We start from the raw sequence: 24,773 nt of genomic DNA, 5'->3' as shown, positions 1-24,773 counted from the left end.
TTCTTAATAGAATTGGGTCAGAATCTGCTTCTTCTCTGCTGGACGGGTGATCTCCGGGCCGAAGCAGGCGAAGGATCTGCTGCTGTCGCTCCAAGGCTCCAGTGTGCTGGCGTCCGTTACGCCCTTGATCTGCCAAGACAGGGCCTTGTCGAATGACATGCCCGTGTTGAAGGCATGGATGTGATTAATCCAGATCGGTTCCTTGAGATGAATAAATTCATGCGGGATCTTCAAGGCATCACGCCAGCTATACCTGAATTGCTTGATCGCTAGAAATTCATCGACGCTGTGGATTGTGGCTCCGTAACTAGGCAGCCAGAAGAAGAACTTGCCCAGTCGATCCTGAACGGAATCATAGATGTAACCGTATTGCGGAACCAACGCCAAGGTATCCTTCTTGGGCTTTAATGCAAGAAGAGCTCTTATGAAATTTCTATGATAGAGGTCATCACTGGACAAATAAATGCGGTAAAACAAACGATGCCCTTGAAGATCCTGCGCCAGCGAGGTCTTATAACCGATGGGTGTTACGAAGCGAATATTGGCAGGAAGGACAGGGTAACGCTGCAATGCAGCCTGAATGATCGGCTCCGTCTGGGGATCGTACAGAATGTAACATTGAAAGGCCTGAACGGTCTGGAGTCGCAAGCTCTTTAAGGCATAGTTCATGAACAACGCCATGCGGCCGTCGATCCATCTCTTGGTCAGGCGGTCTGGCGTACCGCCCCAATTGTTAAAATGGATTTCTATAATGGGCTTGATGGCTGGATGATGGTTCTCCACCATAGGATAGCCTCCTAATTACGAATTGGCATCAGAATGCTGATATATCATCATATGAATGAACCTCCTTTGATGAAATAGACAGATTCATAGATTTTGCCAAGTCAGGACACTCCGATCTGTTTAAGATTCAGTTCAAGCAAAGCGCCCAACCGCTGAGCCATGAAGGAAGGAGGGTGAGGCTTATCATGCTTGAACCACCACTCTACAACGCCTACAATCGCCGCCCCGAGAAATTGAAAGTCCACTTCCTCACCTTCAGCTAATTGCTGGCTATTTGCAGCAGGCGTATCGTTATCTCGCTTCCCTAACTCTTGCAGGAAAAATTCAAGAAATCGATGGTGAAAAAACAGACTTCCTTTACTCTTGAGCATGGCGGAGAAGAATAAATAATGATTGTCAAAATACTCAAACCAGACTAAGCCGGAATCTTTATAATCGGCATCATCCTCCGTTGATTCACAAAGCTCTCGCATCTCGTCGATATGTTGTTCGATCAGCTTATCCAGCAGATCGAACTTATCCATATAGTGCAGGTAAATCGTTCTTCGGCTAACATCGGCTCTGTCTGAAATATCCTGTATCGTAATCTGGTCAAAATCCTTTTCCATCATCAGCTCGATAACAGCTACTTTTATGGCTTCCTGGGATTTGCGTACCCTCCGGTCTGTCCTTGACACTGGAGAATCACCAGCCTCTCTGCGAAATAATGCACAATAACAGAAGAGTTGTGTATTAATACTCGGAATTCGTCTTTTTAAGAATTGTACACCTTCTCTTCTTGATTAAAATTATACATAGTTGTTACTTAATATACTAGTGTGCATTTTCATATGTGCATTGAGGTCGAAGGAGAGCATTGTCATGAAGATTGCAATTATTGGAGCCACCGGAGGAACCGGCAAGAAAGCAGTGGAGCGTGCGCTGGAATTAGGGCATGAGGTCATTGCTGTGGCTCGTCGGCCGGAAGTGATTCCGTCCGCAGAGCGACTCACTGTGCGTAAGGGGGATGTATTCGACGCGGCGAGCATAGCGAAAGCTATTGTCGGCGCAGAGGTAGTTATCAGTTGCGTAGGTCCTCCCAGTAATGTCACGCCAGGCAGCTTCCGGAAGGGATTTACCAATGTAAAGGCAGGCATGAACGTGATGGCAGCCAATTTCTCGCCGGGGACCGTTATGTCGGAGGGGATTCCCAATATGATTGCAGCTTGTCAGCAGGCAGGGGTTAAGCGCATAGTCATGCAGAGCGGAATTAATCTCACCGACGGCAAAGAGCTTACGGTATTCAATCGATTCGCGGTACGTATCATGCGCCGCATCTTTTGGAGAGCGATCAAGGATAAAGCATTTGCCGAGGATGCGGTAAGACAAAGTAACCTGGAATGGATCATTGTACGGCCATCGGTGCTTAGTTATGCGGAGGCGAACGGGAAATATACAGCAGGACCCGCAGCTCGCATTGCCCCACTTCGGCCGTTGCCCTTTGAGAACTGTGCCGATTCCCTTGTGCGGGCGGCGGCGAGCGAGCCAACCTGGGTCGGCAAAATCGTGAATGTTGGACGATGACATTCAGGTAATAGTAAGGCCCATAGAGAATTATTTGAGGGCTCCCACCATTAGGTGGGGGCTTTTTGAATTGGGATTTATGAGTTGACAAAGCGAATAAAAAGGTTTATTTTGTTAGTAACTAATAGATAGTATCAATATAATACTAAGAAAGAAGCGGTGAGCTTATGACTTTACGCGATCGTGACGGCCTGACCGAAGAGCAGTTCTTGCAGCAGTATGATGCGGGTGACTATGAGCGGCCCTCCGTAGCTACGGATATGGTTATCTTCACGGTGCTGGATGACGAACGGGACAATTATCGCAAGCTTCCAGAGAAGACGCTTCGGGTACTGCTAATTCAGCGTGGGGGCCACCCGTTCCTTGGCAAATGGGCTTTGCCGGGAGGGTTCGTTCGACCGCATGAGACGACGGAGCAAGCGGCTGCCCGGGAGCTACGGGAGGAGAGCGGCGTCGATGATGTGTATCTGGAGCAGCTATATACCTTCAGCGAGCCGGGACGTGATCCGCGGACATGGGTCATGAGTTGTGCTTATATGGCGCTCATCGATGGTAGTCAGGTGGTGCTGGAAGCCGGGGATGATGCGGACCGCGCGGCATGGTTCACGCTCACCTATCAATTGCTGAAGGAGCAGAAGGAGCATCAGGAAGAGGCGGTCATCCGCTCCTGGCAATATGAATTGAAGCTGACCTCCGAGCACGAATCTCTGACAGCCGTGGTCGAGCGAAGAGTGACGTTCACGGCATCGGCAACCAAAATGGAAGTTGTTATTTTGTCCAACGAGGGTCTGGCCTTCGATCATGCCAAAATTATCAGCACTGCGGTGGAACGGCTACGGGGCAAGGTAGAGTATACGGGCATTGCTCTGCATTTGATGCCACAGCTATTCACATTGACGGCGTTGCAGCAGGTCTATGAGATTATTCTTGGCAAGGAATTGCTTAAGGCGGCCTTCCGCCGCAAGGTAGCTCATCTTGTAGAAGAGACAGACCATTATACCGAGCATGCTGGCCACCGACCATCACGTCTGTATCGCAGGAATTGGGAGGAAATGTTGAGATGATTTATAACCTGGAGCAATTACATAAGGCCTATCAGGCCGGGGAGAAATTCAAATTCCTGTTCTTCTGGGGACATACTCCACCAGCAGGTGGGGGAGTGAATCAAAGCTGCTTCAGCCAATGGTGGATGTGCTCCTTCGAAGTCGAGGGCATCGTCTACTCTTGTACAGAGCAATATATGATGGCTGAGAAGGCACGTTTGTTTGGCGATGGGGACATGCTGGAGGCGATTATGAAGTCGAGCCATCCGAAGGAAATGAAGGCGTTCGGTCGTGCTGTAGGGAATTTCGACCAACAGGTGTGGTCCGAGCAGTGTTATGACATTGTGAAGCGAGGGAACCTAGCTAAGTTCTCGCAGAATGCTGCACTTTGGGATTTTATGAAAACCACAAAAAATCGAATTTTAGTAGAAGCAAGCCCACGAGACCGCGTGTGGGGCATTGGTATGGGCAAATCCAATCCGGATGCCGAAAATCCGATGAAATGGCGGGGGAAGAACCTGCTGGGATTTGCCCTGACGGAGGTTCGTGACCGCTTGCTGGAGTCATAAGGGAGAGTGTAATTTTATGGAACGTAAAGAAATTGCTAAACATACGGTGCAAATCATGGAGCAAGGGTTCTATGAATATGCAGGGAAACAGGTTGATATTGAGGAAGCTCAGCGGAATTCGGAGCAGGGCAGCATTCTGGTAACTCCTGCTGAAGCGGAAGCCTTGCTTGAAACTTACCGAGAGGCGACTGTAGCAGGGGAGGGTTCCAAGCCACGGCAACGGGTAGCTAATATTGCTACCGTGCAGGCCATTCTGGAGCTTCATCAAGCCGGGGGGCAGCGGGTGGGTGTGCTTAATTTTGCAAGTGCGAAGAATCCCGGAGGAGGCTTCCTGAACGGAGCTATGGCACAGGAGGAGAGCCTAGCTGCTTCCAGCGGATTGTATGGCAGCCTGCTCCGCCACCCAACCTATTACAAGGCCAATCGGGCCAACAAATCGATGATGTACACCCATCATGCTATCTATTCCCCGGAGGTCGTATTCTTTCGCGATGAACACTTCGAATTGTTAGCCGAACCGGTAACCGCTTCGGTGATTACTTTGCCGGCGGTGAACTACGGACAGGTACTGCGGCAAGGGGAGGATCCCGAGGAAGCCGCCAAGGTGATGAAGGAGCGAATGCGTTTGGCCTTGTCCCTATTCGCCCGTGAAGGACATCGCGTGCTGGTACTCGGAGCCTATGGCTGTGGCGTGTTCCGCAATGACTCGCTTCGGGTTGCCGTGTGGTGGAAGGAACTGCTCGGGACTGAGGGATTCGGGAATTATTTTGATGAAATTGTCTATGCCGTACTGGACCGATCGAAGCAGGCTGCTTGTATCTCGGCGTTTGAAGAGGTATTTGCAGCAGGATAAAGTGAAACAAATCATTCAAGAAATATTCGGGCAGACGGACATTGAAATTGTCGTTTGCTCGTTGTAAGGAGGAAATACAAATGCAACAAAGTAAAAGCGACGTGAAGCTGGGAAGGTTTCTAAGCCTGGTGCTGCGTCATGACCCTAAAGCGGCAGGGATTAAGCTGGATGAGCAAGGCTACGTGGATGTGGCGCAGTTAATATCTGGAGTGAAACGGGCGGGTTGGCCCATTGACCGCGAGGTGCTGGAGCGGATTGTACGGGAAAATAATAAGCAGCGATACAGCTTCAATGAGGACGGGACGAAAATTCGAGCCAATCAGGGTCATTCCGTGGCCGTCGATGTAGGCTTGGAGCAGCAAGTACCCCCGGATCTGCTCTATCATGGAACGGCTGAGCGTTTTGTTGAGAGCATCCGAGCCGAGGGAATCCGCAAAGGGACTCGTCAGCATGTACACCTATCCGAAGAAATCGAGACCGCTCGCAAGGTGGGGAGTCGGCATGGCAAGCCGACCATTCTGACGGTGAATGCCGCAGCAATGCATGGGGACGGTCATCTCTTCTATCGTTCTGCTAACGGGGTCTGGTTATGTGATCATGTGCCGTGGAAGTACGTGTTATAGCGATTGTAGTAGTGCCGTTATAATAAAGATTGACCGAGATTATATCCTATGATATTATATATTTCGTTGCCGCATTTTGCGGTATGAAATATGCGGTCGTGGCGGAATTGGCAGACGCGCACGGTTCAGGTCCGTGTGGGCTAACCCCCGTGGAGGTTCGAGTCCTCTCGACCGCATTCCTATTTAATGAAAGAAAGCTCTTGAATGGTCCTTGTGACGGTTTAGGGGCTTTTTGCTTCGTGGGTGTAATGCACTGTTCATACTCCGCGGCAGTGATTCCATACCCTGTATAATGCTGTTCTGATTAACAAAGATGAGTTAGCACCATTAGGTATCACAATCAATGCAATTATGCCTGGTAATACAATGACTGAACAGATTTAAGCATCACCTGAGTACATTAAAGCTATGCTTCCGGCAATCCCCTTAAAACGGTTCGGAACTCCTGAGGAAATGGGGCATGCTGCTGCATTCCTTGCCTCAAAGGAAGCTGGGTTCATCACGGGACAAACGATTATCATCGATGGAGGACAGAGTTTACCTGAATCTTCTATTATATAATTCCCTCAAAGAATAAGCAGGCAACGCCTCTCAAATCCATTAGGATGGATTGAGAGGCGTTGCTCCATATTGTAGTAGTGCCCACAGGATGAAGCTTCACCTCTGCTCGGGCGATGGTGGTGCACTCCTACTAGATATAGGCATATGTGCGGCTAGCTTATAAGGATAGGTATTAAAAACGGAAGCTTAAAGCATAGTTGAAATTAAAAAAACATTTTAATTCCAAAATAAATAATAATAATCCCCATAAAGGGTGTGAGCACTTTGTTGAGTTTTTTATAATTGAATTTCCGTAGCACCAGAGGAGTTAAAACTGATCCTATAACTGCCCCAATCATTAAATAAATGCCTGCAGACCAGGCTATTTGACTAGTGAAAAGATGACTAATAAAACCAATTAGGGACATTACCCACAGAACATAGGTACTAGTTCCTGCGGCTTGGAGCGAAGAAAGCCCAAGGATCGTTAATCCTCCGACTGTCGTAGCCCCTCCACTGAGACCTCCAATTCCTACCATTAGTCCACTCAGCAATCCAAGAAGTATAGACTGCAATGGACGTTCTTCAGGATTTTTCGTATTCTGTTTCTTCCAAAAGTGCTTTTTGAGCACAACACACCCCATTACAATTAATATCAAGCCTACAATCCAATTATAAATAGTCAAAGAAATATACTTTGAAGTAAATGTCCCAATAAGAATGCCGGGTATAGCTGAAATAATTAACTTATTTCCTATAGAAAAACGAACATTACGTACCCGTATTTGCGTCAAAAAACCGGAGAACAACGCAGGGAGGGCGATAAATAAAGATGTCGGAGCAGCAATTGAAACCGGAAGGCCCAACTGGCTTGTCAACACACCTAAGTAAAGTGATGCGCCGCCACCACCAATCAACGTTACAAAAATTCCAATTAAAAACCCATATAGTAACGTAATCATATTAACACTTCTTCCCTTTTAATTATGTGAGTAGTTGTTTAGACTCATCATATTCTAAATGGAACTTGTTCCGTTTGTCAACGAGAGAAAAGGAGTGATATGATAGATAAAAATAATTGGGAGGCTAAAAGTTGAGAAAAGATGCTGAATTAAATCGGCAAAAGATTCTTAGCAGTGTAGAGTCTCTTATCCAGCAGCAAGATATGGACAAGATTGGAATGCGAGAAATAGCCTCGGCTGCCCAAATAGGAATGGGCACCTTATATCGTCATTATCCTAATAAGAGTGCTTTGTGTATGGATTTAGTCTATGGAAATTTGCAACATTTTATCGATACAGCTTCAGAATACTTGGGCTGTTACCAGGGAAATCCAGAAGTTGCTTTGCATTATATTTTGAGTGAGTATCTCGTATTTCGGGAAAATAATATGGGATTGCTGGAATCAGTAGAGAGCAATTGGAAACAAGGACAAGTATTTTACCAAAGTGAGCTATACTCCCAACTAGTAATGCTACTAACGAGAGTTCTTAAGCCACTGAAGCCAATGTTTTCGGATAAAGAATTAACTTTTACGGCCGAAATGTTAACTGCCATGCTTAAAAGCGACATTTATGCTTTCGAACGTCTTCATAAAGGTTTATCTCAAGAGGAGATTTTATCCAGTTTAATTAAACTCCTTCTTAACTAAATACGCTTCCATTGGAATAGTCATGGCACTATTCCAATGGAAGCGTCAATGTTGTAAATCCTCATTTAATCCCTGCTAGGCATATTTTCTGCAAACTGAAATATGCTGTACGCTTGAATCTAGGAAACCCATTTGGGCAACCTGTACACCAAATGGGCTGCGAAGGAGCCGCATTAAAATAAACTCGGCGATCTTTTTTGGATCAAGTGTTAATCCAATGCCGAGAAACGGTTCATAGGATCTGGCTTGTGTAATTTAAAAAGTCATGGGTAGGGCAACAGGAAACATGAGCATGCACGCCTCGCTAACTTGAAATATTTTCTGCTCCAGCATGAACGTCTTTTACTCCCTGAGCGACGAATAAAACAGAGGGCAAATAAAAAACTTTTATCCAATTTGTATCGGTTTGGGCATAACGATTGATGGTTAGTCTGGAAATACTCTGGTTTAAAACACCATCAGACAGAGCATACTCATTAATTAAGCGTGCCAACCGATTTAATTCTACTTTTTTGTAGTCCGAGAATTGATTAACCCCAATTCGCCAGGATAGTTGTCTGTCATCTTTAAATAGCTCCCGAGATTCCCCCCTTGGCAAAAGTGGGGAAGGAACAGCTTGGACAAATAAAACGGTGCTGTCATACCTACCTCAGGGCGTAATAAATCATCATAGGAGCATTGGTCAATTCCCTTATCAAGGGGCTTGTGTTGTTAATCAGATAATTCACCGTTTTACAATCTGCAATCACTTTGGCAGTGAAGTTATGTAATATTTGTTCAATCGAGAGGTCTCCTACAAAACGTATCGGCTCCTTTGCTAATATCTGAATATAGTATACAGAATGGACGGCACACCGGCCAAAAATGTGATAAAGTATAAGGGATTTTTAGTAACCCTCGAAGGGATCGTGGCCTATGTCGAAGCAGCATTCATTTACTATTGAAGATCAGTTCTACTTGAATGGTAAGCCGATGAAGATTATTTCCGGTGCCATTCACTATTTCCGTGTTGTCCCGGAGTATTGGCAGGACCGTCTGGAGAAGCTCCAGGCACTTGGTTGTAATACGGTAGAAACTTATATTCCATGGAATATGCACGAGCCACGGGAGGGCGAATATAACTTCTCGGGCATGTATGATGTCAGGAAGTTTATCCAGACCGCTCAGAAGCTGGGCCTGTATGTTATTCTCAGACCGTCCCCTTATATTTGTGCCGAGTGGGAATTTGGAGGTCTTCCTTTCTGGTTGCTGCGGGATGGCGATATGAAGCTTCGCTTCAACTACGCGCCTTATCTGGAGAAGATCGACCGCTATTACAAGCGTTTGTTCGAGGAATTTAACGATCTGCAAATCGATAAGGGCGGCCCTATTGTGATGATGCAGGTGGAAAATGAATACGGTAGCTACGCCAATGATAAGGAATATATTTATTCGTTGGTGGATTTGATGAGAAAACATGGGGCGACCGTTCCCTTAGTGACTTCCGATGGTCCATGGCTTGACATGCTGGATAACGGTTCCGTTCAAGATGTGGCACTGCCAACCATTAACTGCGGTTCAGATGTGAAAGAGCATTTTGTGAAGCTGAAGCAGTTCCATGGTGAGGACCGACCGCTGATGGTCATGGAATTCTGGATCGGGTGGTTTGATGCTTGGGGAGATAAGGAGCATCATACTCGGGAGGCCGAGAGTGCGGCTGCGGAACTTGATGATATTCTGAAAGAAGGCAGCGTTAACATCTACATGTTCCATGGGGGAACGAATTTCGGCTTTACGAGCGGTGCCAATTATTATGACAAGCTGTCGCCGGATACAACATCCTACGATTATGATGCGTTGCTGACGGAATGGGGAGATTTCACCCCGAAATATGAGGCCTTTAAGCAGGTCATTGCCCGTTATACCGAGATTCCAGACGTGCAATTCTCCACCACGATTAGCAAGAAGGCGTACGGAGAGTCGGCGGTTAAAGAAAAGGTATCTTTGTTCTCTATTGTAGACAAGCTGGCGAAGGTCGTGGAATCTCCGTACCCCTTGACAATGGAGTCCCTGGATCAATCTACTGGATATGTATTGTATCAAACAGATTTGGGGAAACAACGCCGCGTCGAGGATTTCCGCTTGATTCAATGTGATGACCGGGCTCAGGTATTTATCAACGATAAGCTGATGTTCACTAAATATGACCAGCATATGGAGGATAGAGAGATCTTTGATCTGCCTAATCCGCAAAATGAACTGATGGTTCTGGTCGAGAATATGGGCAGAATCAATTATTCTGTCAAGATGAATACGCAGCATAAAGGAATCAAGGGCGGGGTTATCGTCAACGGCGCTTTCCAAAGCGGGTGGCGGCATTACGCATTGCCTTTGGATAATCTGGAGCTGCTTGATTTCAGCAAAGAGTATGTGAGCGGAACCCCGGCCTTTTACCGCTTCGAGTTGGAAGTGGATGAAGCAGGCGATACGTTCCTGGACTTTACGGGCTGGGGCAAGGGTGTAGCCTGGATCAACGGCTTTAATCTGGGGCGGTATTGGGAGATCGGCCCGCAACAAAGGTTGTATATTCCCGGACCTTTGTTGAAGACAGGTATAAATGAAGTGATCCTGTTCGAAACGGAAGGCAAAGCCGGAGACACAATTCGTTTTGAGGACGAGCCAGCGCTTTAAGTGTGAGTTCAAAAAGTCGGGTTTACAGGACCAAAGCTTATGCTTCCGATGTGCGTTTTTTCAAACGCTTGAGCCCCGATGAAGCTAGGGACTGAGTAGCGGAGCTACACGTTTTCGGAGAAAACGACTTCGGAAGCATGGGTACGTGAGCAACTGAAATGTTTCTGAAGGAAACATACTACGGAAGCATATGCTAGGCCCGGCTGAATTCAAGATTCGATGTCGAATTGACTCCTCGAGCTGCTTCGTTCTGGGAAGACGACTTTTTGAACAACCTTTTTAATAACAAGCTTCTATGGTAGCCTGCCAGCTCCATAGAGGCTTGTTTTAGTTTACAATCGGGTTCATTTGTTTTGTTCGTCTCTTAACAGTTATGCCGCATAATTATCGTTGGCACCAAAGTAAACGCAGAATTGAAAGGTAGTGTAGATAGTGACTGATTTGGACAAAGGTGAATATTCGTTCTCCACTTGCTGGAATATCAAACGTTTTGAGCAGGACGGAGCAGGCATGATAGAGGACATACGTAAGCTTGGATTCCGCCGCGTAGAGCTGAACTACAATGTGACGCAGGAACATCTGAGAACCATTGAACCCATGATTGAGCGGGGCGAGATCGGGGTGTCGAGCGTACACAATACGTTTCCTTATGTGAGTGATCCCGATTATGGCACCGATTCCGTGCTGCTGGGATTCAAGGATGAAGATAAGAGGCAAAAAGCGATGGAGCTGTTACTCGGTTCCATGGAATATGCTCATCGTTATGGAGCTCAGGCTGTGGTGGTGCATCCGGGAGAAGTTCCATTTGATACAAATATAGATGCTGCTCTCAAACAGATTTACCATGAACAAGGCAAGGATTCACAGGCCTACCAACAGCTTTGGGAGGAAATGATCACACACCGTAGCAAGGAAGCTTTGGGTTATCAGAAGAAGATTCAGCAAAGCCTTGAGGAAGTATGTGAAGCGGCAGCACGCAAGGGATGGGACGTAAAGCTCGGCATTGAGACAAGGTCCCGCTGCAATCAGATGCCTACCCTAATGGAGGCTAAAGAAATTTGTGTCAATCTGGCGGGGGCGGGAGTTTATCTGTGGTATGACATCGGACATGCCACGATGATGGAACGCATGGGTCTGTACGATAACGCTACTGAGCTTAGTCAAGTGTTGCCTTACATTTACGGCGTGCACATTCATGAAACGGTAGAGCTTTCTGATCACTGGTGTCCTTACATTCACAGTGGGGACCCCGTCGATTTCAACCGTTTTCTACCGGCGATTGAGCAGGCCAAGGTTAAGGTATATGAGCTTAAGGCAGCATGCTCTCCAGAAGATATTCATGCCAGCCATAATCTGATTTTGTCCAAGCTTGCAAAGTGAAGCGTTGAAACGAGCAATAGGCAGCGGAGAGGAGACTGGACGATGAAGACAATGAGTAAATGGAGAAAAGTGTGGGTATGGATCTACTTGCCCGTTGTTTTCACAGCCATTTTAACTTTCCTGATTGTATCTGCCTGTAATTCGTACATTGTAGCTGCACAGCAGCAAAACCTGAAGCAGCGTGATGACATAAAGGCGTTCAGCCAATCTATTGAACGTCAGTTGAAAGAGCTTGATAAACAGCTTTCCTTACGCATAGTGAAGAACGGATACATGAACCGCTTCTTGCTAAGGACCGACGACACCAAGCTGTCGATGACCGACTATTATGCCAGTCAGGAGCTTAGAGCTTTGCTGGGTGATCATAAACTGCTTCAATCCGTTTATTTATATCGTGGTCAGGATCAACAAATCTTGTCTACAGGATACAAGAATGCAGCGTCGCAATTTCATGACCGTGAATATCTGCAATCCTTGCTTGCCGAGGGTGCCTATAATCAGTGGTCATCAGCAAGAGAACTGTCTGAATATCCACTGTCCGTACCTGCAGAGCAGGTGATTTCGTTGGCCAAGAATATGAGTAGCTTCAGCGGCAGTGACGGAGCCATTGTTGTCAGTGTGAAGCTTAAGGAATTGTTTAGTCGTGCGGCAGCGGGTAATTTTTCTGAAAAGTTCTCTGTCCTCGTTACGGATGCAAACGATCAGCCGCTGTATAGCAATCTTTCGCAAACCTATTTTGTAGATGATAAAAGTAAAGGCTTGTCCTTGCCCAATGAGACGATGCTGATCGGTCCAGGCTGGAAAATAGAAAGCCAGTTGTTGGATGATTCACTATCTCGCGCAGCCGAGCAAGCCGTAGTTATTCGCAATTTGACTGTTGTGGCAGGCATTCTTGCCATCTTGATTTGTTTTATTATTTATTTCCGCAAAGCATTCAGGCCTTTGAAGCAAATTTTGAGTCAAATTGAAGCTTCAGGGTTAGCTGCGCTTCATCCTTCCCATGGACAGGACGAGTACGCCATTATCGGTGAAACCATCACCAAATGGACCGATCATATGAAGGAATACAGTCAGCAGCAGACGAAGGCAAAGGAACAGCTCAAACAGCATTTTTTTCGGGAATTACTTTATGATGAAGAACAAACAATCCCTGCCTCCATCATGGAAGAAGAAAGCAAGCACTATGGCGTGGGGGAACAGGGAAATACCCTTGCTTTGATGATTATTGAAATCGATGGATACGAGCAATTGAACTTGTCAGGAAGAAAAGACGAAGTTAAACAGAATCTTCTGAATATGGTCAAGCAATGGGCGGAGGAACATCACTGTCAAGTGTGGACGGAATGGACGATGAGTAAGCGACTTACGGTAATGACAAGCTTACCAGGTGGAATGGCTGGGGATACACATTTCCTTACTGCTCAGTCCGTTTTTGAATGGACCCAAGCCAGGCTCGAGTGGTCGGTAACCATTGGCGTTGGTCAGAGCGTCATCTTACTCCGTCAGGTGCACAAGGCCTATAAGCAGGCATTGTTTGCTCTGCAGCATAAATTAACATCAGGCGGTGGAAGGGTGCTTACCAGCAAAGAAGTGGCTGGGCGAGAATTGGCTCTGGGCAAGGACTTCCTCCAACTAACTGAAGAAGCGGCCGAGAAGTTTAAATCGCTGTCGGAGGACTGGAAGCAAGTTCTCAATCAGTATTTCGATGAATTGGACAAGCAGAAATTATCAGATGAACATGTCAGAATGCTGCTGGCTCTGCTGGTTTCGCGTTTTGAAATTATGATGGAAAGCATGAAAATAGAGATACGTCAATTTTGGGCAGAACAGATCTATCCCAAGCTGTTAAGAGAGATCAAACATTCGGAATTGCTATATGAAATCAGGGAATCTTGCCTTAGCCTGCTTGGAGCGACATTTGATGAGGTGCTTCTTGAGAACGAAAATCGAAGCCAGCGCCGTCTGGCTCAGCAAATTCGCACTTACATTGAAACGAGTTACTCAGATCCGGATTTATCACTTGATCGGGTCAGCGAAGCTGTCGGTATTAATGGTAAATATGCCAGCCAGCTCTTTAAGGAAGAATTCAAAATCAACTACAGCGAGTTTGTGGCTGGCCTAAGATTACATAAGGCAAGCCGCCTATTACTCGAAACGAATGCTCCGGTGCAGGAAGTGGCCCGTGAAGTGGGGTATCTGCATGCGATTTCCTTTGGCCGGGTCTTTAAAAAAGCGACCGGATTATCGCCCGGAGAATACAGAAAAAACAAACGCGAGATGGCCGATATTGGCGAACTTGCTATCAATTAACGAGAGGCCCATCAGGTAACTGATGGTTCTTTTTTATTCAATAAACCGAATGGTAGAATGAATCCCTCGTATATACGAAAAACCCTTGCTGGATAAGGCTTTCGGGCCTATATAGATGATGCGGAATTTTGTGAATTGCCGGTGCTCATACCCAGAAGTTATAACGGATATAGGGATTGCCACACGGCAGCCTGAAACCAAAAAAAGTATGAGGAGTGGAAACGTGTTGTTAAAAAAAATGTGGGGTTTGGCAGGCTCGATTATTCTGACAGCGGGATTGCTTGCAGGCTGTGGTTCAGAGCAGCAGAACGTACCTGATACAGGTGCGAACGTTCCGCAAGAAAGAGTGACCTTAAAGGTTGGCATTTTTGACCGTGGAAATAGCCCGTCCGGCGTCACAGTGACAAATAACTATTGGACCAATTGGGTGAAGGACAGCTTTGGGGCAGTAGAGAGTTATATTGATGTGGAGTTTGTTCCTATTCCAAGATCGGGGGCTACCGAGAAGGTTAACGTGATGATGGCCAGTGAAGATGCCCCGGATATCGTATTTGCATCTACAGACAATCTGCTACCTTATAACTTTGCTAAGCAAGGTGGCTTGATGGATTTAACAGACATCATTGATGAGCACGGACCTAATTTAAAAAGCTACCTTGGCGATGTGCTGGAGATGGGGAAGGTAGACGGGAAAATTTACTCCATTCCTGGTAAACGCGTATATCAAGGGCGCTACACCTCTATTATCCGTCAGGACTGGCTGGATGAGTTGAACCTGCAGATGCCGGCAACTACAGAAGAAACCTATGAGGTCCTCAAAGCGATCAAGGCTGCCAAGCCGGATTCCATTCCACTTGGATTTGCACTTCGCCAAAGCTCTATTGAGCCGATTATGTGGTCTTTTGTAGAACCGCTGAATGAAGAACAAAGATACACCATGACCCAGCAACTAGGGGCAACGGACTTTCCGGTTCTGCTGCCTGGCTTCAAGGAAGGCTTGAAGTTCCTCAACCAAATGTATAATGAGGGCTTGATGAGCCCGGACTTTGCGCTTGATACCGATGGGAATCAGTTGAATGAAGATATTATGAACGGCAAAGTTGGCTTGTATAGCGAAGATACGGGTAAAACCTATAATTCAACTCCAGGCATAGCAGCCAAACTCATCGCCAGTGAGCCAGCAGCTAATCTTGTGCCGGTAGATCCGTATACAAACAGTGAAGGCAAGCATGCCAAACCAGGTTATTTGCCGAACAATTTCTATATTATGGTCCCCGCCAAAAGCGAGCGAGCGGTGGAAGCGATCAAGTATCTGAATTGGCTGGCTTCCGAGGAAGTTATGAACACCATTCTAAACGGAACGGAAGGCCAAGACTATAACTTGGTAGACGGCGTTCCACAACGCATTGACTCGCAGGAAGTTGCCGATCGCATGTACAATGCGGGGGATATTGAACTGATGACCAGTGCAGTGGACTATGGAAATGCTGAAATGAATAGAAAAGCAATGGTGTCGAGTGTGGCTGAGCAGTTCCGTGCAAGAGCCGAAAAGTCCTATGAAATCGGGGAGACCGATACGCTGAATCAAATACGTTTCCCTGACCCTATCGAAGCAGAGATCAAATATGGTGCAATTCTGGGCGATCTCTATAATGAAATGCTTGTAAAAGTAGTGATGGCAAGTCCGCAAGATTTTGATGCAACTTATACATCCATGATGGACCAATACATGAAGAGTGGCGGTCAGAAAATTCTGGATGAACGCATTCAGGCTTACGCAGCGTTGAAGTAGTAATAACACAGGGGTGGTGCAAGTAGAGGTGAAGAACGTAGGAAGGCACTTGCGGCTGAATTGGCAACTATACATGCTGTTGGCGTTACCTCTGTCCTTTTTTATCATATTTCGCTACGGTTCAATGTACGGTGTCATCATTGCCTTCAAAGAGTACAACATTTTCCAGGGTGTGATGAAGAGCCCTTGGAGCGGCCTGGATACCTTTAGACAAATTTTTGCGATGGACAACTTTTGGAATTCGCTGAAAAATACGTTTCTACTGAACTTTTTGGATTTGATCGTGTCTTTTCCGGCACCGATTCTGTTAGCCCTCAACCTGAACGAATTGCGGTTATCGTTATTTAAAAGGTTCGCACAGACGGTGTTGTATCTGCCTCATTTCATTTCCTGGGTGATTATAGGCGGAATTGTCTATCAGGTATTTGCCACGAATAATGGATTTCTCAATGAAATGCTTGGGGCCTTGGGTATTGGGCCGATCCCGTTCCTGACGAATCCGGGAACCTGGCTCATCACCTACTTGCTTGTGGGTGTATGGCAAAGCGCGGGTTGGGGGACCATCATCTATTTGGCTGCGATTACGTCCATTAATCCTGAACTGTATGAAGCAGCCGCGATGGACGGAGCGACAAGAATAAGGAGAATGTGGAACATTACACTTCCCGGAATTGCCCCGACCATTATATTGATGCTGATTATCAAAGTTGGCGATATCGTCCAAATTGGTTTTGATCGTCCGTATGTATTGGGGAATGCCAGTGTCGGGGACACCTCCAGGGTGCTCAGTACCTTTGTCTATCAACTGGGTATGACCAGTGGACAGTTCTCTATGGCGGCGGCCGTGGGATTGTTTCAATCGGTCGTCGGGTTAGTCTTCTTGTTCGGTGCCAATGCACTAGCCCGAAGATGGACAGGAAGAGGAATTTTCTAAGAAAGGGGAGAAGGAACATGAATTTGAATGATCAAAGTGTAGCCGCACAAGCAACGATACGCGTCTTCATGATCATAGCCATCTTCCTATGTCTGGCCCCGTTTGTGCATATTTTTGCTCTCTCGCTGAGTTCGAATTCGGCTATTCTCTCGGGGAAGGTCTCGTTACTACCCGTTGACTTCAATCTCAGTGCTTATAAACAGGTGCTTGGCGACGCATCGATGATTCGATCTTTGCTGTACAGCATTGTGCTGACCGTATCCTATACGCTGTTTGCCTTGTTGATGACCATAGCAGCGGCCTTCCCGTTGTCGAAGGACAAGCTGAAGGGACGCAAACAGATGATGGTACTCATTATTGTCACGATGTTTTTTAGTGGCGGGCCTATACCGGAGTATATGCTGGTTAAAGAGTTGGGGCTAACAAACACCATGTGGTCATTAATTTTGCCCATACTGATTAACCCGTTCTTCCTGATGATCATGATTACGTTCTTCCGGGCCATTCCAACTGCGCTGCTAGAGGCGTCAGAGATGGATGGGGCGGGACATTTACGGAGTTTATTGCAAATTGTCTTACCCATGTCTTTGCCAGTCCTTGCTACTATTGGTTTGTTCTACGCTGTTGGCCGCTGGAACGGGTTTATGGATTCGTTATATTACATTACGGACCCCAAACAGTTCCCCATTCAGTTGAAGCTGTATCAAATTGTCCAGAACAGTATGACTAACGACACTACGATCACGGAAGGTACGCAGTATATCAAGATTCTTCCAGAGAGCATCAAATCGGCTAGTATCATGCTGGCAACGGCACCAATTTTACTCGTATATCCGTGGCTTCAACGTTATTTTATCGCAGGTTCTCAGGTGGGTGCGGTCAAAGAATAAATGAATTATCATTAACATTTAGCCATAAAAGGAGACTGCAAAAATGGATGATTTCACAATGGATCTGGTCCAAAAATATGCGCCAATCTTGTATTTCGATGCTCGCGAACCTTTCTTCCCGGCGCGGGTTGGGGTTACGGTGCTGGATAAGCTGGGAGCTTCGCCTTCGTTCCGTAGGTCTTTTGACTTTCAAGCCAAGGATTTGAAGTATGTCATCGAATATGCGATTTACTGGGATTATGACATTCAGCATCTATATGAACTGGAGCACGTATGGATTTATGTGGGACAAGATGGAACTGTGGTAGATTGTGATGCGAGCTTTCACGGTGGTTATTTTAAGGGACTATTAAGGGATCGCAGTAATTTGGAGGATACGCATGTGAACATGTATTCGCAGCCCGGTAAGCATGCATTCCTGCCTGACCCGGAGATGTTCTATTTGATCCCGGATTTGATGGAATGTACTAAGGCAGAGGCTCACAAGAGAGGTCTGATTGTCACGGGTGCCTTTGACGGCATCTATGAAAGCAATGATGAGAAAGACCGTTTGGTCAACGCGGAACTTACAAGAAAGGCCTTTACCCCCTCTATGGAATTCCAGGAATATCGTCTGGACCCAAGCCTCTTCGTAACATGGGAGCAATTAAAAGTGGAAGTCCCGCAGCGGATTGAAGCGTGCATTGAACAATTGCGTGGTTTGGAGTAAATGATGAACACGAGCTTTCAGGGCAGCGTATAGCTGCCTTGAAAGCTTGTTTTAGGTTGGAGCGACAGCTAGAGATAGAATTAATTTATGAACTTAGATAGAAAAATTCGTTATCTTATTATACCTGCATAAGACTACAATGAAGCTAATGCTAAAACAACCAGAGGGATAAGAATGTTCAAATACGTAATGATATTAGGCTTTAGCTTTCAAATTATTTTAAATATGTCCAGGCCATCGATATCCTTGTATGCCTCTTCACTAGGGGCTACTCCATTGACCATTGGTATACTGACCTCATGTTATGCGATTCTGCCGCTCTTCCTCGCCATTCGTGCCGGGAAGATCGCAGATGCAATTGGAAATCGGCTCCCCGTGCTTTTAGGCATGTCTACACTAGGAATGGGTATGCTCCTGCCGTGGCTATTTCCTGAGTTATGGTCTTTATTTGCCTCTCAATTGTTAGCGGGCTTTGGTAGTGTATTCGTGGCGGTATCTTTGCAAAATGTACTTGGTAATCATGCTCCTGACGAGAAGAGGGATGCTTACTACAGTCAATTCAGCACCGTGAACTCTTTAGCGGCCGTAGCAGGTCCGGCGCTTGCCGGTTATTTTCTTCAGCATACGACTTACACAGTGGTGTTTGCCACCGCTACCATCGTAGCTGCCAGTACGTTCTTGTTCAGTTTGAAGTTGCCTGGGGCAAGCGGGCGAGAGCCTGCAGCAACCATCAAGCTGTCCGAATCCCTGGGTCTTCTCCAGTCAAAGCTGCTACGCAAAGCCTTGATCGGCAATGCCCTGGCTCTATACTCCAGGGACATCTTCACGGCTTATTTCCCCCTGTATGCTGTGGATCATGGAATATCCAATTCCGCCATAGGCTGGATTTTGTCCATACAAGGTATTGCCATGGTAGCTGTTCGCTTCTTCTTACCCCGGCTAATACATGTGTACAACCATCAAGTTGTACTTATAGGCTCAATCATTGCTGCTGGAATCGCATTTCTTGGGGTCGGCTTCTCTCAACATTACTTGTGGCTGGGCTTCTGGAGTATCATTATGGGGTTTGGATTAGGATGCGGACAGCCCATCTCTATGACCGTTGCCTATAACTCATCGCCCAGATCCCGTACGGGAGAGGTGCTGGGCCTCCGGCTTGCCGCCAATCGACTGTCTCAGCTTGCGGCCCCGTTATTCTTCGGGTTTGTTGGCGCTTCGTTGGGGCTTCTATCTGTGTTCTATGTCAGTGGCATCTTCTTATTAGGTGGTTCCTGGCTCATCCGGGAGGATAAGGAGCAGGTTGATGAACCAACAGCCTCGTCCGGCTAAGTCGATTGATAATGTTCCCGGATAAAGTCGACAAAGGCTTTGACGGTAGCAAGCTCCATGAATTCTTGTCTGTACAGCACCCAGGTTGTCCATAAGATGGGCTTGCCATTAACGTCCCTCAGAGGAATCTGTGTGAGTTCCTCTTCCTTCTCCATAACGATAGAGGGCATAATGGCGTAGCCTAATCCTCGTTGTACCATACGCTTGGCAATCTCCATCGTCTCCACATGCATAGTGACAAGAGGGGGCTTGGAATAGTTGCTCTTCCACCAGTTGTCAATCACCATAATCAGAGCAGGGTCGGTATTGTAAGTGATTCTTGGCTGTTCGACAAGAGAATCAAGTTTCACGGGATGACTGGATATGACGCCAATGGTCTCCTGATCAATAACCTGCTTTGCTCCGGACCAGGGATGATCCCCGCGGACAATACCAATTTGTACCTCTTGTTGGAAGACGGAGGTGATCAGATCCACATTAAGCCCGTCTTTAACTGTAAAGTCGACCAGTGGATAGAGTTCGAGAAATTGCTTGAGTAGATCGGGGAGCTTGTACAAGGCGATGGCTCTGGATACGCCAAGCCGAATCGTACCTTGAACCTTGCCCTCCATGCTTCTAAGCTCTTCCTTAATATTGGCGAGTTGAACTAGCATTTCCTTGGCATACTCGACCAAGCGTGTTCCTTGCTCCGTAAATTCCACGCCTCGCCGTCCACGATATAATAACGTAATTCCGAATTCCTTCTCAATTTGTTGCAGACGATAGGTTAGAGAAGGTTGGGAAATAAACATACGGTCTGCTGTCTTGGTAATATTTTTTTCTTGTGCGAGCAGTTGTAGCGTAATCCAGTCTTTTTCATCCATTACGAGTTCTCCTTCAGATATCGAAAATAATCATGGATAGGTAGAAATAGCATAGTATTATTCTATTTCATAGAAGAAATAAGATAAATCACAAAAATCGCTGAAGCGAGATTATATCCAGAGACAAAGTTGCATAGCCGGATCAAAGCCTTGAGTTACGGAGATCATCCCCGTAACTCAAGGCTTTATTTACACGTTACGTACACTTGTCGCTTATACTACCGCTTCAGGAACAGGACAGAACCCTGGATTAGCCTGCTCCAGGCGCTGCACGAAGAGTGGGTCCAGCTTGGTTAGCTCGCCGAAGTAGTTGCCCAGGCTGTGGTTGTCGGACAGAGATAAGCTGGCGAAATGCAGCGGGTAATCGGCAGGAACGTGGCTGTAGTAGTAGGATTTGTCCTGCTTCGGCAGCTTGAAGACGTTCGGCGGGGCATGGGTGACGGCATCGAAAGCGTTGGAGATGCGATAGCTGTTAGGCACTTGCTTGGTGAAGAGCTTCATAAAGTCAGGGTCGCCAACCCGCGGGGAGGCGTATGTGAACAGAATCGGCGTCCGGTTCGTATTCATGGCCATATCGAAGGCACATAGGGTGGCAAGCGCTGCTCCCAGACTATGACCGGTAATGTAGAGCTTCTTATGCTCTGGCAGGCGCTTGAGCAGGGAGTGGATATGTTTGCGGGCGGAATCGTATATATTAGTGAAGCCGCGATGCGTCAGGCAAGGGCTCTTGCTCCATTTGGGCTTCCGCTGAGTGGCGATGACATCAGCTACCCAGTTGGGGGCTGAGCTGCTGCCGCGAAAAGCAACGATAATCTCGTCATCCGTTTGTAAAATAAAGCCGAAGCGTTCCCATACGCCAACCAATGATTCCGCTTCAATGACATCAAATAGTGAGTATCCGTAAGGAAGCACAAATGATCCGTCCAGGTTGGAGAATTGCTTGTAGGTCTGCTGGCAGACGGCAGCCAGAAATAGAGCACGCTGTGCTTGAGCAGTATTGAGTTCCATGCTTCATCTCCCTTCCGCTTTTTTACAATATATTAAGCGGCGAGGGGAGAGGTGCCTAAGCCTGGTGAAACTGAACTTTAGCCGTAATAACTTATATGCATAGCCAAGAAAGGAATCTCTCCGTTATAATTGATAATGATATTCATTATTGATTATTAATTATAAATGCTTCTCTAGCTGCTATTAATATTTTCTATTCAGTTGAACCAAAAGAATAGGCATGACAAGCAAGAGAGAAAATGATTCTGGAAGAAGCGGAGCGTTCGCCTTTGAGAGTGGATTTCTACCTCATAAGAATTTATTAAATAAGAGAAATCCATGAGCAACAGCGATCGTAAGAACATTTTCTCGTCTGCTTCCTTGCATAAAATATAAGTTCAACTATATCAGTTAGGCAAATCAACAATATAGGAGGGAGAGAAGACCTTGGCTATACACTTAGAATCCTACTCACAAGATATCAGCAGGTTAACCTTTCGCCTTTACGATGCCGAGCTTCAACGAAGCGGGCCAGATGACGGGGAGGGCTTCACCCAGGAGATGGTGATCCATCCGACCTTCCTGCTCCTTGCCGAAGGATCATGTCAACTGGAACGGGGACAGGGCAGTTGCCAGCTCAAGTCTGGCATGCTGTATGTATGCAAGCCAGGGGAGACAATCTCCCTGAACTCCGATGGAGAATCGGCTTCTGTTGCCGTGCTTAGAATCGGCATATACCGTCCCTCCGTAACTGCCAAGGGCCATCTTGAGCCGGTTGGCGGACATGAGCTATTTCCGTTGCCGGAAGAAATTTGGCTGCCTCAAGCTACCAAGTCCCTTGAACGTTGCCGCTCTATCTGCAGTCTGTTGGGTTGCGAGGACCCGGTTAGTCGCTGTCGTGCACAAATCGAGATGATGGAGTTCATGCTTGAGGTAATTGAAGGCCAATGGAAGCCATGGAAGGGACATACCGATCCTGTTGAAGGTGCGAAGAAATATATTGAAGAGCATCTGGATGAGCCATTGACCACGGATGGGCTTGCCGCTATCGCTGGTATGGCTCCCAGACGCTTTGCCACACTTTTTCGTAAGCGCTACGGGACAAGCCCACATGATTATTTGACCCGGACCCGACTACATCAAGCGATTCGCATTATGCTGCGACCTTCCCAGAAGCTAAAGGATGTGGCTCATGCTGTTGGCTACGATGACGAATTTTACTTCAGCCGTCTATTCAAGCGTGTCTACGGATTGTCTCCGTCGCAGTATGTATTGGAGCGCAAAGATCGTAGCGCAGTATATGGCGGCCCGGCGGGAATTGGCTATTTACTTGCGCTAGACATCATTCCCCAGGCAGCCCCCCTGCATCCGAAGTGGTCCGGTTATTACCTGGAGCGATACGGGACAGATATCCCTTACCCGCTGGAAGGCTGGCGTTCCGGGCTTCCCGGCGATCCTAATCTGTTGCGCTTAAGAGAAGCCGAGCCAAGTTTGATTGTGTGTCCAGCCGATCTTACACCTGAGGAGCGGGAGCAATTGGAGTATCTGGCCCCGGCGTTCATTCTTCCAGAGGAAGCCAAGGATAGCTGGAGAGCCGGGTTATGCGGGCTGGCCGAGGTGCTTGGAGTAGAAGAGAGAGCGAAGCGGTGGATCAAAGAGTTCGAGGAACGCGCCGCTCATGCCAAAGCGCATATTGTTGAAGCAGCAGGAGGACAGGCCCCAGCGGCTGTATTTGCCAGAATGACAGCGGAAGGTTTGTTTAGTCTTGGCTCACCAGGCACCTTGGACTTTGTCTATGGTCAGCTAGGCTTCGAGCGATCGCCTCTGGCTCCAGAGGATGGAGACGAGGAAGCACGGGTCACCTTGCGGCAATTGGAAGCAGCGGAGGAAGAGCATCTCTTCATTCTGGTGCGCCAGGATACCCGAACGCTGATGGAGTGGAAGAAGCTGCGCCGTAGTCCAGAGTGGCAAGCGCTGCCCGCTGTCCGCTCCAACCGGGTTCATCTGTTGTCCTCAAGTCCCTGGAGAGAATATTCACCGATCGCGCTGGATCGCATACGGGACAATCTCATTCAATTATTTGATACTTATTGTGCGTCAATGAATGGTTTCTCTGGTTCCTGAAAAGTTGAATTCGCAAAATATCCATGCCTGAGAGGAAATTTGTCTATGGCCCCGGACGGTCGATCTTTCTATCATAGTAATTGAGAAACATTATCAATTAAAAGATTGGAAGGGGCTCGAAAGAGAAATGAAACGCAAAATAGCCAGCTTTATGTTAACGGTTCTACTCGTACTTACAGTAGGATGTGGTGCCAATAATGCACCAGCCGACACATCCGCAAATACAGGCGGGGATACGTCTTCTGCTGCACAAGCGGATACGGGCAATGCAGGAACGAATGCTGTCGAAGATTCCACAGCCACTAAGACGATAAAATATCTGGACAAGGAGTATGTAATTCCTGCCAACGCCGAGCGCATCGTCATTACGGGAGCCCTTGAAGCTATGGAGGATGCTGTCTTGCTTGATGTCCATCCTGTCGGCATGGTCTCCTTCTCCGGCGAGTTCCCGCCGCTATACGCCTCGATTGCGGACAAGGCGGAATCTATCGGAGAAAAGACGGAGCCTAACTTCGAGAAAATACTTTCACTCAAGCCCGATGTTATTCTCGGAACGTCGAAGTTTGATGAGGCGGTTGTGCAGAAGCTGGAGCAAATTGCTGTTACGATTCCATATTCCCATGTCTCAACGAACTGGGAAGCTAATCTGACACTGCTTGGCGAGTTGTCCGGCAAGGAGAGCGAAGCTGGCCAGATTATTGAGCAGTACAAGCAAGACCTGGAGACCGGTAAAGCGAAGGTAGAGGCTTCGATGAAGGATAAGAGCGTGGCCATTATCCGGATTCGTGGTGGAGAGCTCGCCATTTACGGACCGGACTTGTTCTTCAATCCGATTCTCTATACCGATCTGGGCATTACGCCTCCGGCCGAGATTGCTGCCGCCGAGAAGCAGGCGACGATCTCCGTGGAGAAGCTGGCCGAGATGAATCCGGACGTGCTCTATATTCAATTCTCTGAGGATGAAAATGCCAATGCCACGGACGCGCTGGACAAGTTGAAGGCGAATCCGATCTTCTCCAGCATTGAAGCGGTGAAGAATGACCAATTGCATGTCAATGTAGTCGACCCGCTAGCTCAAGGAGGAACCGCCTACAGCAAGGTTCAACTCCTCAAGGCATTCCTCGCTAACCTGGAGTAAGGTGAGATAGGTGGTTCAT

General features: G+C 47.2%; 23 protein-coding genes and 1 tRNA gene. 18 read left to right on the top strand and 6 right to left on the bottom strand.

What is annotated here, in order from left to right; genetic code table 11:
• Positions 1 to 3: 3 nt before the first annotated feature.
• Positions 4 to 786: a glycosyltransferase gene (locus BN3279_RS22315; RefSeq protein ID WP_059054095.1), complete on the bottom strand. Its 783-nt coding sequence runs from the start codon at positions 784 to 786 to the stop codon at positions 4 to 6.
• A 101-nt stretch (positions 787 to 887) separates the two neighbouring features.
• Entirely contained in the window at positions 888 to 1,463 is a 576-nt protein-coding gene (locus BN3279_RS22310) for a TetR/AcrR family transcriptional regulator (protein WP_059054093.1), read from the bottom strand.
• A gap of 184 nt (positions 1,464 to 1,647) precedes the next feature.
• On the opposite strand from BN3279_RS22310, the gene BN3279_RS22305 reads away from it, so the two are divergent.
• The 7 genes from BN3279_RS22305 (at position 1,648) to BN3279_RS23535 (ending at position 5,998) form a co-directional block, all read left to right on the top strand.
• Positions 1,648 to 2,349, top strand: coding sequence for an NAD(P)-dependent oxidoreductase (locus tag BN3279_RS22305; RefSeq protein ID WP_059054091.1), 702 nt, complete (start codon positions 1,648 to 1,650; stop codon positions 2,347 to 2,349).
• Between the two features lie 167 nt (positions 2,350 to 2,516).
• Positions 2,517 to 3,413, top strand: coding sequence for an NUDIX hydrolase (locus BN3279_RS22300; RefSeq protein ID WP_059054089.1), 897 nt, complete (start codon positions 2,517 to 2,519; stop codon positions 3,411 to 3,413).
• A complete protein-coding gene (locus BN3279_RS22295) occupies positions 3,410 to 3,961 on the top strand; it encodes an NADAR family protein (protein WP_059054085.1) in 552 nt (183 codons plus the stop codon). Before BN3279_RS22300 ends, BN3279_RS22295 begins: the two co-directional genes overlap by 4 nt.
• 16 nt (positions 3,962 to 3,977) lie before the next feature.
• The gene (locus BN3279_RS22290) at positions 3,978 to 4,814 is read left to right on the top strand and encodes a TIGR02452 family protein (RefSeq protein WP_059054083.1); all 837 of its coding nucleotides are present in this window, start codon (positions 3,978 to 3,980) and stop codon (positions 4,812 to 4,814) included.
• Between the two features lie 80 nt (positions 4,815 to 4,894).
• Positions 4,895 to 5,437 carry an RNA 2'-phosphotransferase gene (locus BN3279_RS22285; RefSeq protein ID WP_059054082.1) on the top strand — a complete coding sequence of 181 codons (543 nt, stop codon included), beginning with the start codon at positions 4,895 to 4,897 and terminating at the stop codon, positions 5,435 to 5,437.
• A gap of 92 nt (positions 5,438 to 5,529) precedes the next feature.
• Positions 5,530 to 5,613 (top strand) — tRNA-Leu (locus tag BN3279_RS22280).
• 223 nt (positions 5,614 to 5,836) lie between these two features.
• Positions 5,837 to 5,998, top strand: a complete 162-nt coding sequence (locus BN3279_RS23535; RefSeq protein WP_392396888.1) for an SDR family oxidoreductase — start codon at positions 5,837 to 5,839, stop codon at positions 5,996 to 5,998.
• A 203-nt stretch (positions 5,999 to 6,201) separates the two neighbouring features.
• Here BN3279_RS23535 and BN3279_RS22275 read toward each other — a convergent pair whose 3' ends face one another.
• Complete coding sequence (locus tag BN3279_RS22275; RefSeq protein WP_082673171.1) at positions 6,202 to 6,939, bottom strand: sulfite exporter TauE/SafE family protein; 738 nt, start codon at positions 6,937 to 6,939, stop codon at positions 6,202 to 6,204.
• 131 nt (positions 6,940 to 7,070) lie between these two features.
• Here BN3279_RS22275 and BN3279_RS22270 point away from each other — a divergent pair, with 131 nt between their 5' ends.
• Positions 7,071 to 7,628, top strand: a complete 558-nt coding sequence (locus BN3279_RS22270; RefSeq protein ID WP_059054080.1) for a TetR/AcrR family transcriptional regulator — start codon at positions 7,071 to 7,073, stop codon at positions 7,626 to 7,628.
• A gap of 304 nt (positions 7,629 to 7,932) precedes the next feature.
• Here the strand turns inward: BN3279_RS22270 and BN3279_RS24100 are convergent, their stop codons facing one another.
• On the bottom strand, positions 7,933 to 8,121 hold the full coding sequence (locus BN3279_RS24100) for a hypothetical protein (protein WP_187377832.1): 189 nt from the start codon (positions 8,119 to 8,121) through the stop codon (positions 7,933 to 7,935).
• Between the two features lie 422 nt (positions 8,122 to 8,543).
• On the opposite strand from BN3279_RS24100, the gene BN3279_RS22265 reads away from it, so the two are divergent.
• From BN3279_RS22265 to BN3279_RS22230, 8 genes are all read left to right on the top strand, one after another.
• Positions 8,544 to 10,298, top strand: a complete 1,755-nt coding sequence (locus tag BN3279_RS22265) for a glycoside hydrolase family 35 protein (RefSeq protein ID WP_059054078.1) — start codon at positions 8,544 to 8,546, stop codon at positions 10,296 to 10,298.
• Positions 10,299 to 10,727: 429 nt separating this feature from the next.
• Positions 10,728 to 11,678, top strand: a complete 951-nt coding sequence (locus BN3279_RS22260) for a sugar phosphate isomerase/epimerase family protein (protein ID WP_059054076.1) — start codon at positions 10,728 to 10,730, stop codon at positions 11,676 to 11,678.
• Between the two features lie 42 nt (positions 11,679 to 11,720).
• Positions 11,721 to 13,988, top strand: coding sequence for a helix-turn-helix domain-containing protein (locus BN3279_RS22255; protein WP_059054075.1), 2,268 nt, complete (start codon positions 11,721 to 11,723; stop codon positions 13,986 to 13,988).
• A gap of 223 nt (positions 13,989 to 14,211) precedes the next feature.
• Positions 14,212 to 15,780, top strand: coding sequence for an extracellular solute-binding protein (locus BN3279_RS22250; RefSeq protein WP_157686471.1), 1,569 nt, complete (start codon positions 14,212 to 14,214; stop codon positions 15,778 to 15,780).
• A gap of 73 nt (positions 15,781 to 15,853) precedes the next feature.
• Positions 15,854 to 16,714, top strand: coding sequence for an ABC transporter permease (locus BN3279_RS22245; protein ID WP_059054653.1), 861 nt, complete (start codon positions 15,854 to 15,856; stop codon positions 16,712 to 16,714).
• A 17-nt stretch (positions 16,715 to 16,731) separates the two neighbouring features.
• On the top strand, positions 16,732 to 17,604 hold the full coding sequence (locus BN3279_RS22240; protein ID WP_059054073.1) for a carbohydrate ABC transporter permease: 873 nt from the start codon (positions 16,732 to 16,734) through the stop codon (positions 17,602 to 17,604).
• 43 nt (positions 17,605 to 17,647) lie between these two features.
• Positions 17,648 to 18,313: a hypothetical protein gene (locus BN3279_RS22235; RefSeq protein WP_232436911.1), complete on the top strand. Its 666-nt coding sequence runs from the start codon at positions 17,648 to 17,650 to the stop codon at positions 18,311 to 18,313.
• A gap of 174 nt (positions 18,314 to 18,487) precedes the next feature.
• The gene (locus BN3279_RS22230; protein ID WP_059054072.1) at positions 18,488 to 19,642 is read left to right on the top strand and encodes an MFS transporter; all 1,155 of its coding nucleotides are present in this window, start codon (positions 18,488 to 18,490) and stop codon (positions 19,640 to 19,642) included.
• Here BN3279_RS22230 and BN3279_RS22225 read toward each other — a convergent pair.
• On the bottom strand, positions 19,639 to 20,505 hold the full coding sequence (locus BN3279_RS22225; RefSeq protein WP_059054071.1) for a LysR family transcriptional regulator: 867 nt from the start codon (positions 20,503 to 20,505) through the stop codon (positions 19,639 to 19,641). The genes BN3279_RS22230 and BN3279_RS22225 overlap by 4 nt on opposite strands.
• 213 nt (positions 20,506 to 20,718) lie before the next feature.
• Positions 20,719 to 21,513, bottom strand: coding sequence for a lipase family protein (locus BN3279_RS22220; protein WP_059054070.1), 795 nt, complete (start codon positions 21,511 to 21,513; stop codon positions 20,719 to 20,721).
• A 426-nt stretch (positions 21,514 to 21,939) separates the two neighbouring features.
• Here BN3279_RS22220 and BN3279_RS22215 point away from each other — a divergent pair, with 426 nt between their 5' ends.
• Together BN3279_RS22215 and BN3279_RS22210 are read left to right on the top strand one after the other, a co-directional pair.
• Positions 21,940 to 23,616: a helix-turn-helix domain-containing protein gene (locus BN3279_RS22215; RefSeq protein ID WP_059054069.1), complete on the top strand. Its 1,677-nt coding sequence runs from the start codon at positions 21,940 to 21,942 to the stop codon at positions 23,614 to 23,616.
• Between the two features lie 127 nt (positions 23,617 to 23,743).
• The gene (locus tag BN3279_RS22210) at positions 23,744 to 24,754 is read left to right on the top strand and encodes an ABC transporter substrate-binding protein (protein WP_059054068.1); all 1,011 of its coding nucleotides are present in this window, start codon (positions 23,744 to 23,746) and stop codon (positions 24,752 to 24,754) included.
• The last annotated feature ends 19 nt before the right edge of the window (positions 24,755 to 24,773 follow it).

It is taken from the genome of Paenibacillus senegalimassiliensis (assembly GCF_001486585.1).
In the GTDB taxonomy this organism is placed as follows: Bacteria; Bacillota; Bacilli; order Paenibacillales; family Paenibacillaceae; genus Fontibacillus; species Fontibacillus senegalimassiliensis.
This window is presented reverse-complemented; position numbering and strand designations above follow the sequence as displayed.

What these genes read in the sequence shown, in the direction of transcription:
- BN3279_RS22225 (WP_059054071.1), bottom strand. Translation starts at nt 20,505, where the DNA reads ATGGATGAAAAAGACTGGATTACGCTACAACTGCTCGCACAAGAAAAA.
- BN3279_RS22220 (WP_059054070.1), bottom strand. Translation starts at nt 21,513, where the DNA reads ATGGAACTCAATACTGCTCAAGCACAGCGTGCTCTATTTCTGGCTGCC.
- BN3279_RS22245 (WP_059054653.1), top strand. Translation starts at nt 15,854, where the DNA reads ATGCTGTTGGCGTTACCTCTGTCCTTTTTTATCATATTTCGCTACGGT.
- BN3279_RS22255 (WP_059054075.1), top strand. Translation starts at nt 11,721, where the DNA reads ATGAAGACAATGAGTAAATGGAGAAAAGTGTGGGTATGGATCTACTTG.
- BN3279_RS22290 (WP_059054083.1), top strand. Translation starts at nt 3,978, where the DNA reads ATGGAACGTAAAGAAATTGCTAAACATACGGTGCAAATCATGGAGCAA.
- BN3279_RS22315 (WP_059054095.1), bottom strand. Translation starts at nt 786, where the DNA reads ATGGTGGAGAACCATCATCCAGCCATCAAGCCCATTATAGAAATCCAT.
- BN3279_RS22285 (WP_059054082.1), top strand. Translation starts at nt 4,895, where the DNA reads ATGCAACAAAGTAAAAGCGACGTGAAGCTGGGAAGGTTTCTAAGCCTG.
- BN3279_RS22295 (WP_059054085.1), top strand. Translation starts at nt 3,410, where the DNA reads ATGATTTATAACCTGGAGCAATTACATAAGGCCTATCAGGCCGGGGAG.
- BN3279_RS22240 (WP_059054073.1), top strand. Translation starts at nt 16,732, where the DNA reads ATGAATTTGAATGATCAAAGTGTAGCCGCACAAGCAACGATACGCGTC.
- BN3279_RS22275 (WP_082673171.1), bottom strand. Translation starts at nt 6,939, where the DNA reads ATGATTACGTTACTATATGGGTTTTTAATTGGAATTTTTGTAACGTTG.
- BN3279_RS22235 (WP_232436911.1), top strand. Translation starts at nt 17,648, where the DNA reads ATGGATGATTTCACAATGGATCTGGTCCAAAAATATGCGCCAATCTTG.
- BN3279_RS22265 (WP_059054078.1), top strand. Translation starts at nt 8,544, where the DNA reads ATGTCGAAGCAGCATTCATTTACTATTGAAGATCAGTTCTACTTGAAT.
- BN3279_RS22305 (WP_059054091.1), top strand. Translation starts at nt 1,648, where the DNA reads ATGAAGATTGCAATTATTGGAGCCACCGGAGGAACCGGCAAGAAAGCA.
- BN3279_RS22210 (WP_059054068.1), top strand. Translation starts at nt 23,744, where the DNA reads ATGAAACGCAAAATAGCCAGCTTTATGTTAACGGTTCTACTCGTACTT.
- BN3279_RS22230 (WP_059054072.1), top strand. Translation starts at nt 18,488, where the DNA reads ATGTTCAAATACGTAATGATATTAGGCTTTAGCTTTCAAATTATTTTA.
- BN3279_RS22300 (WP_059054089.1), top strand. Translation starts at nt 2,517, where the DNA reads ATGACTTTACGCGATCGTGACGGCCTGACCGAAGAGCAGTTCTTGCAG.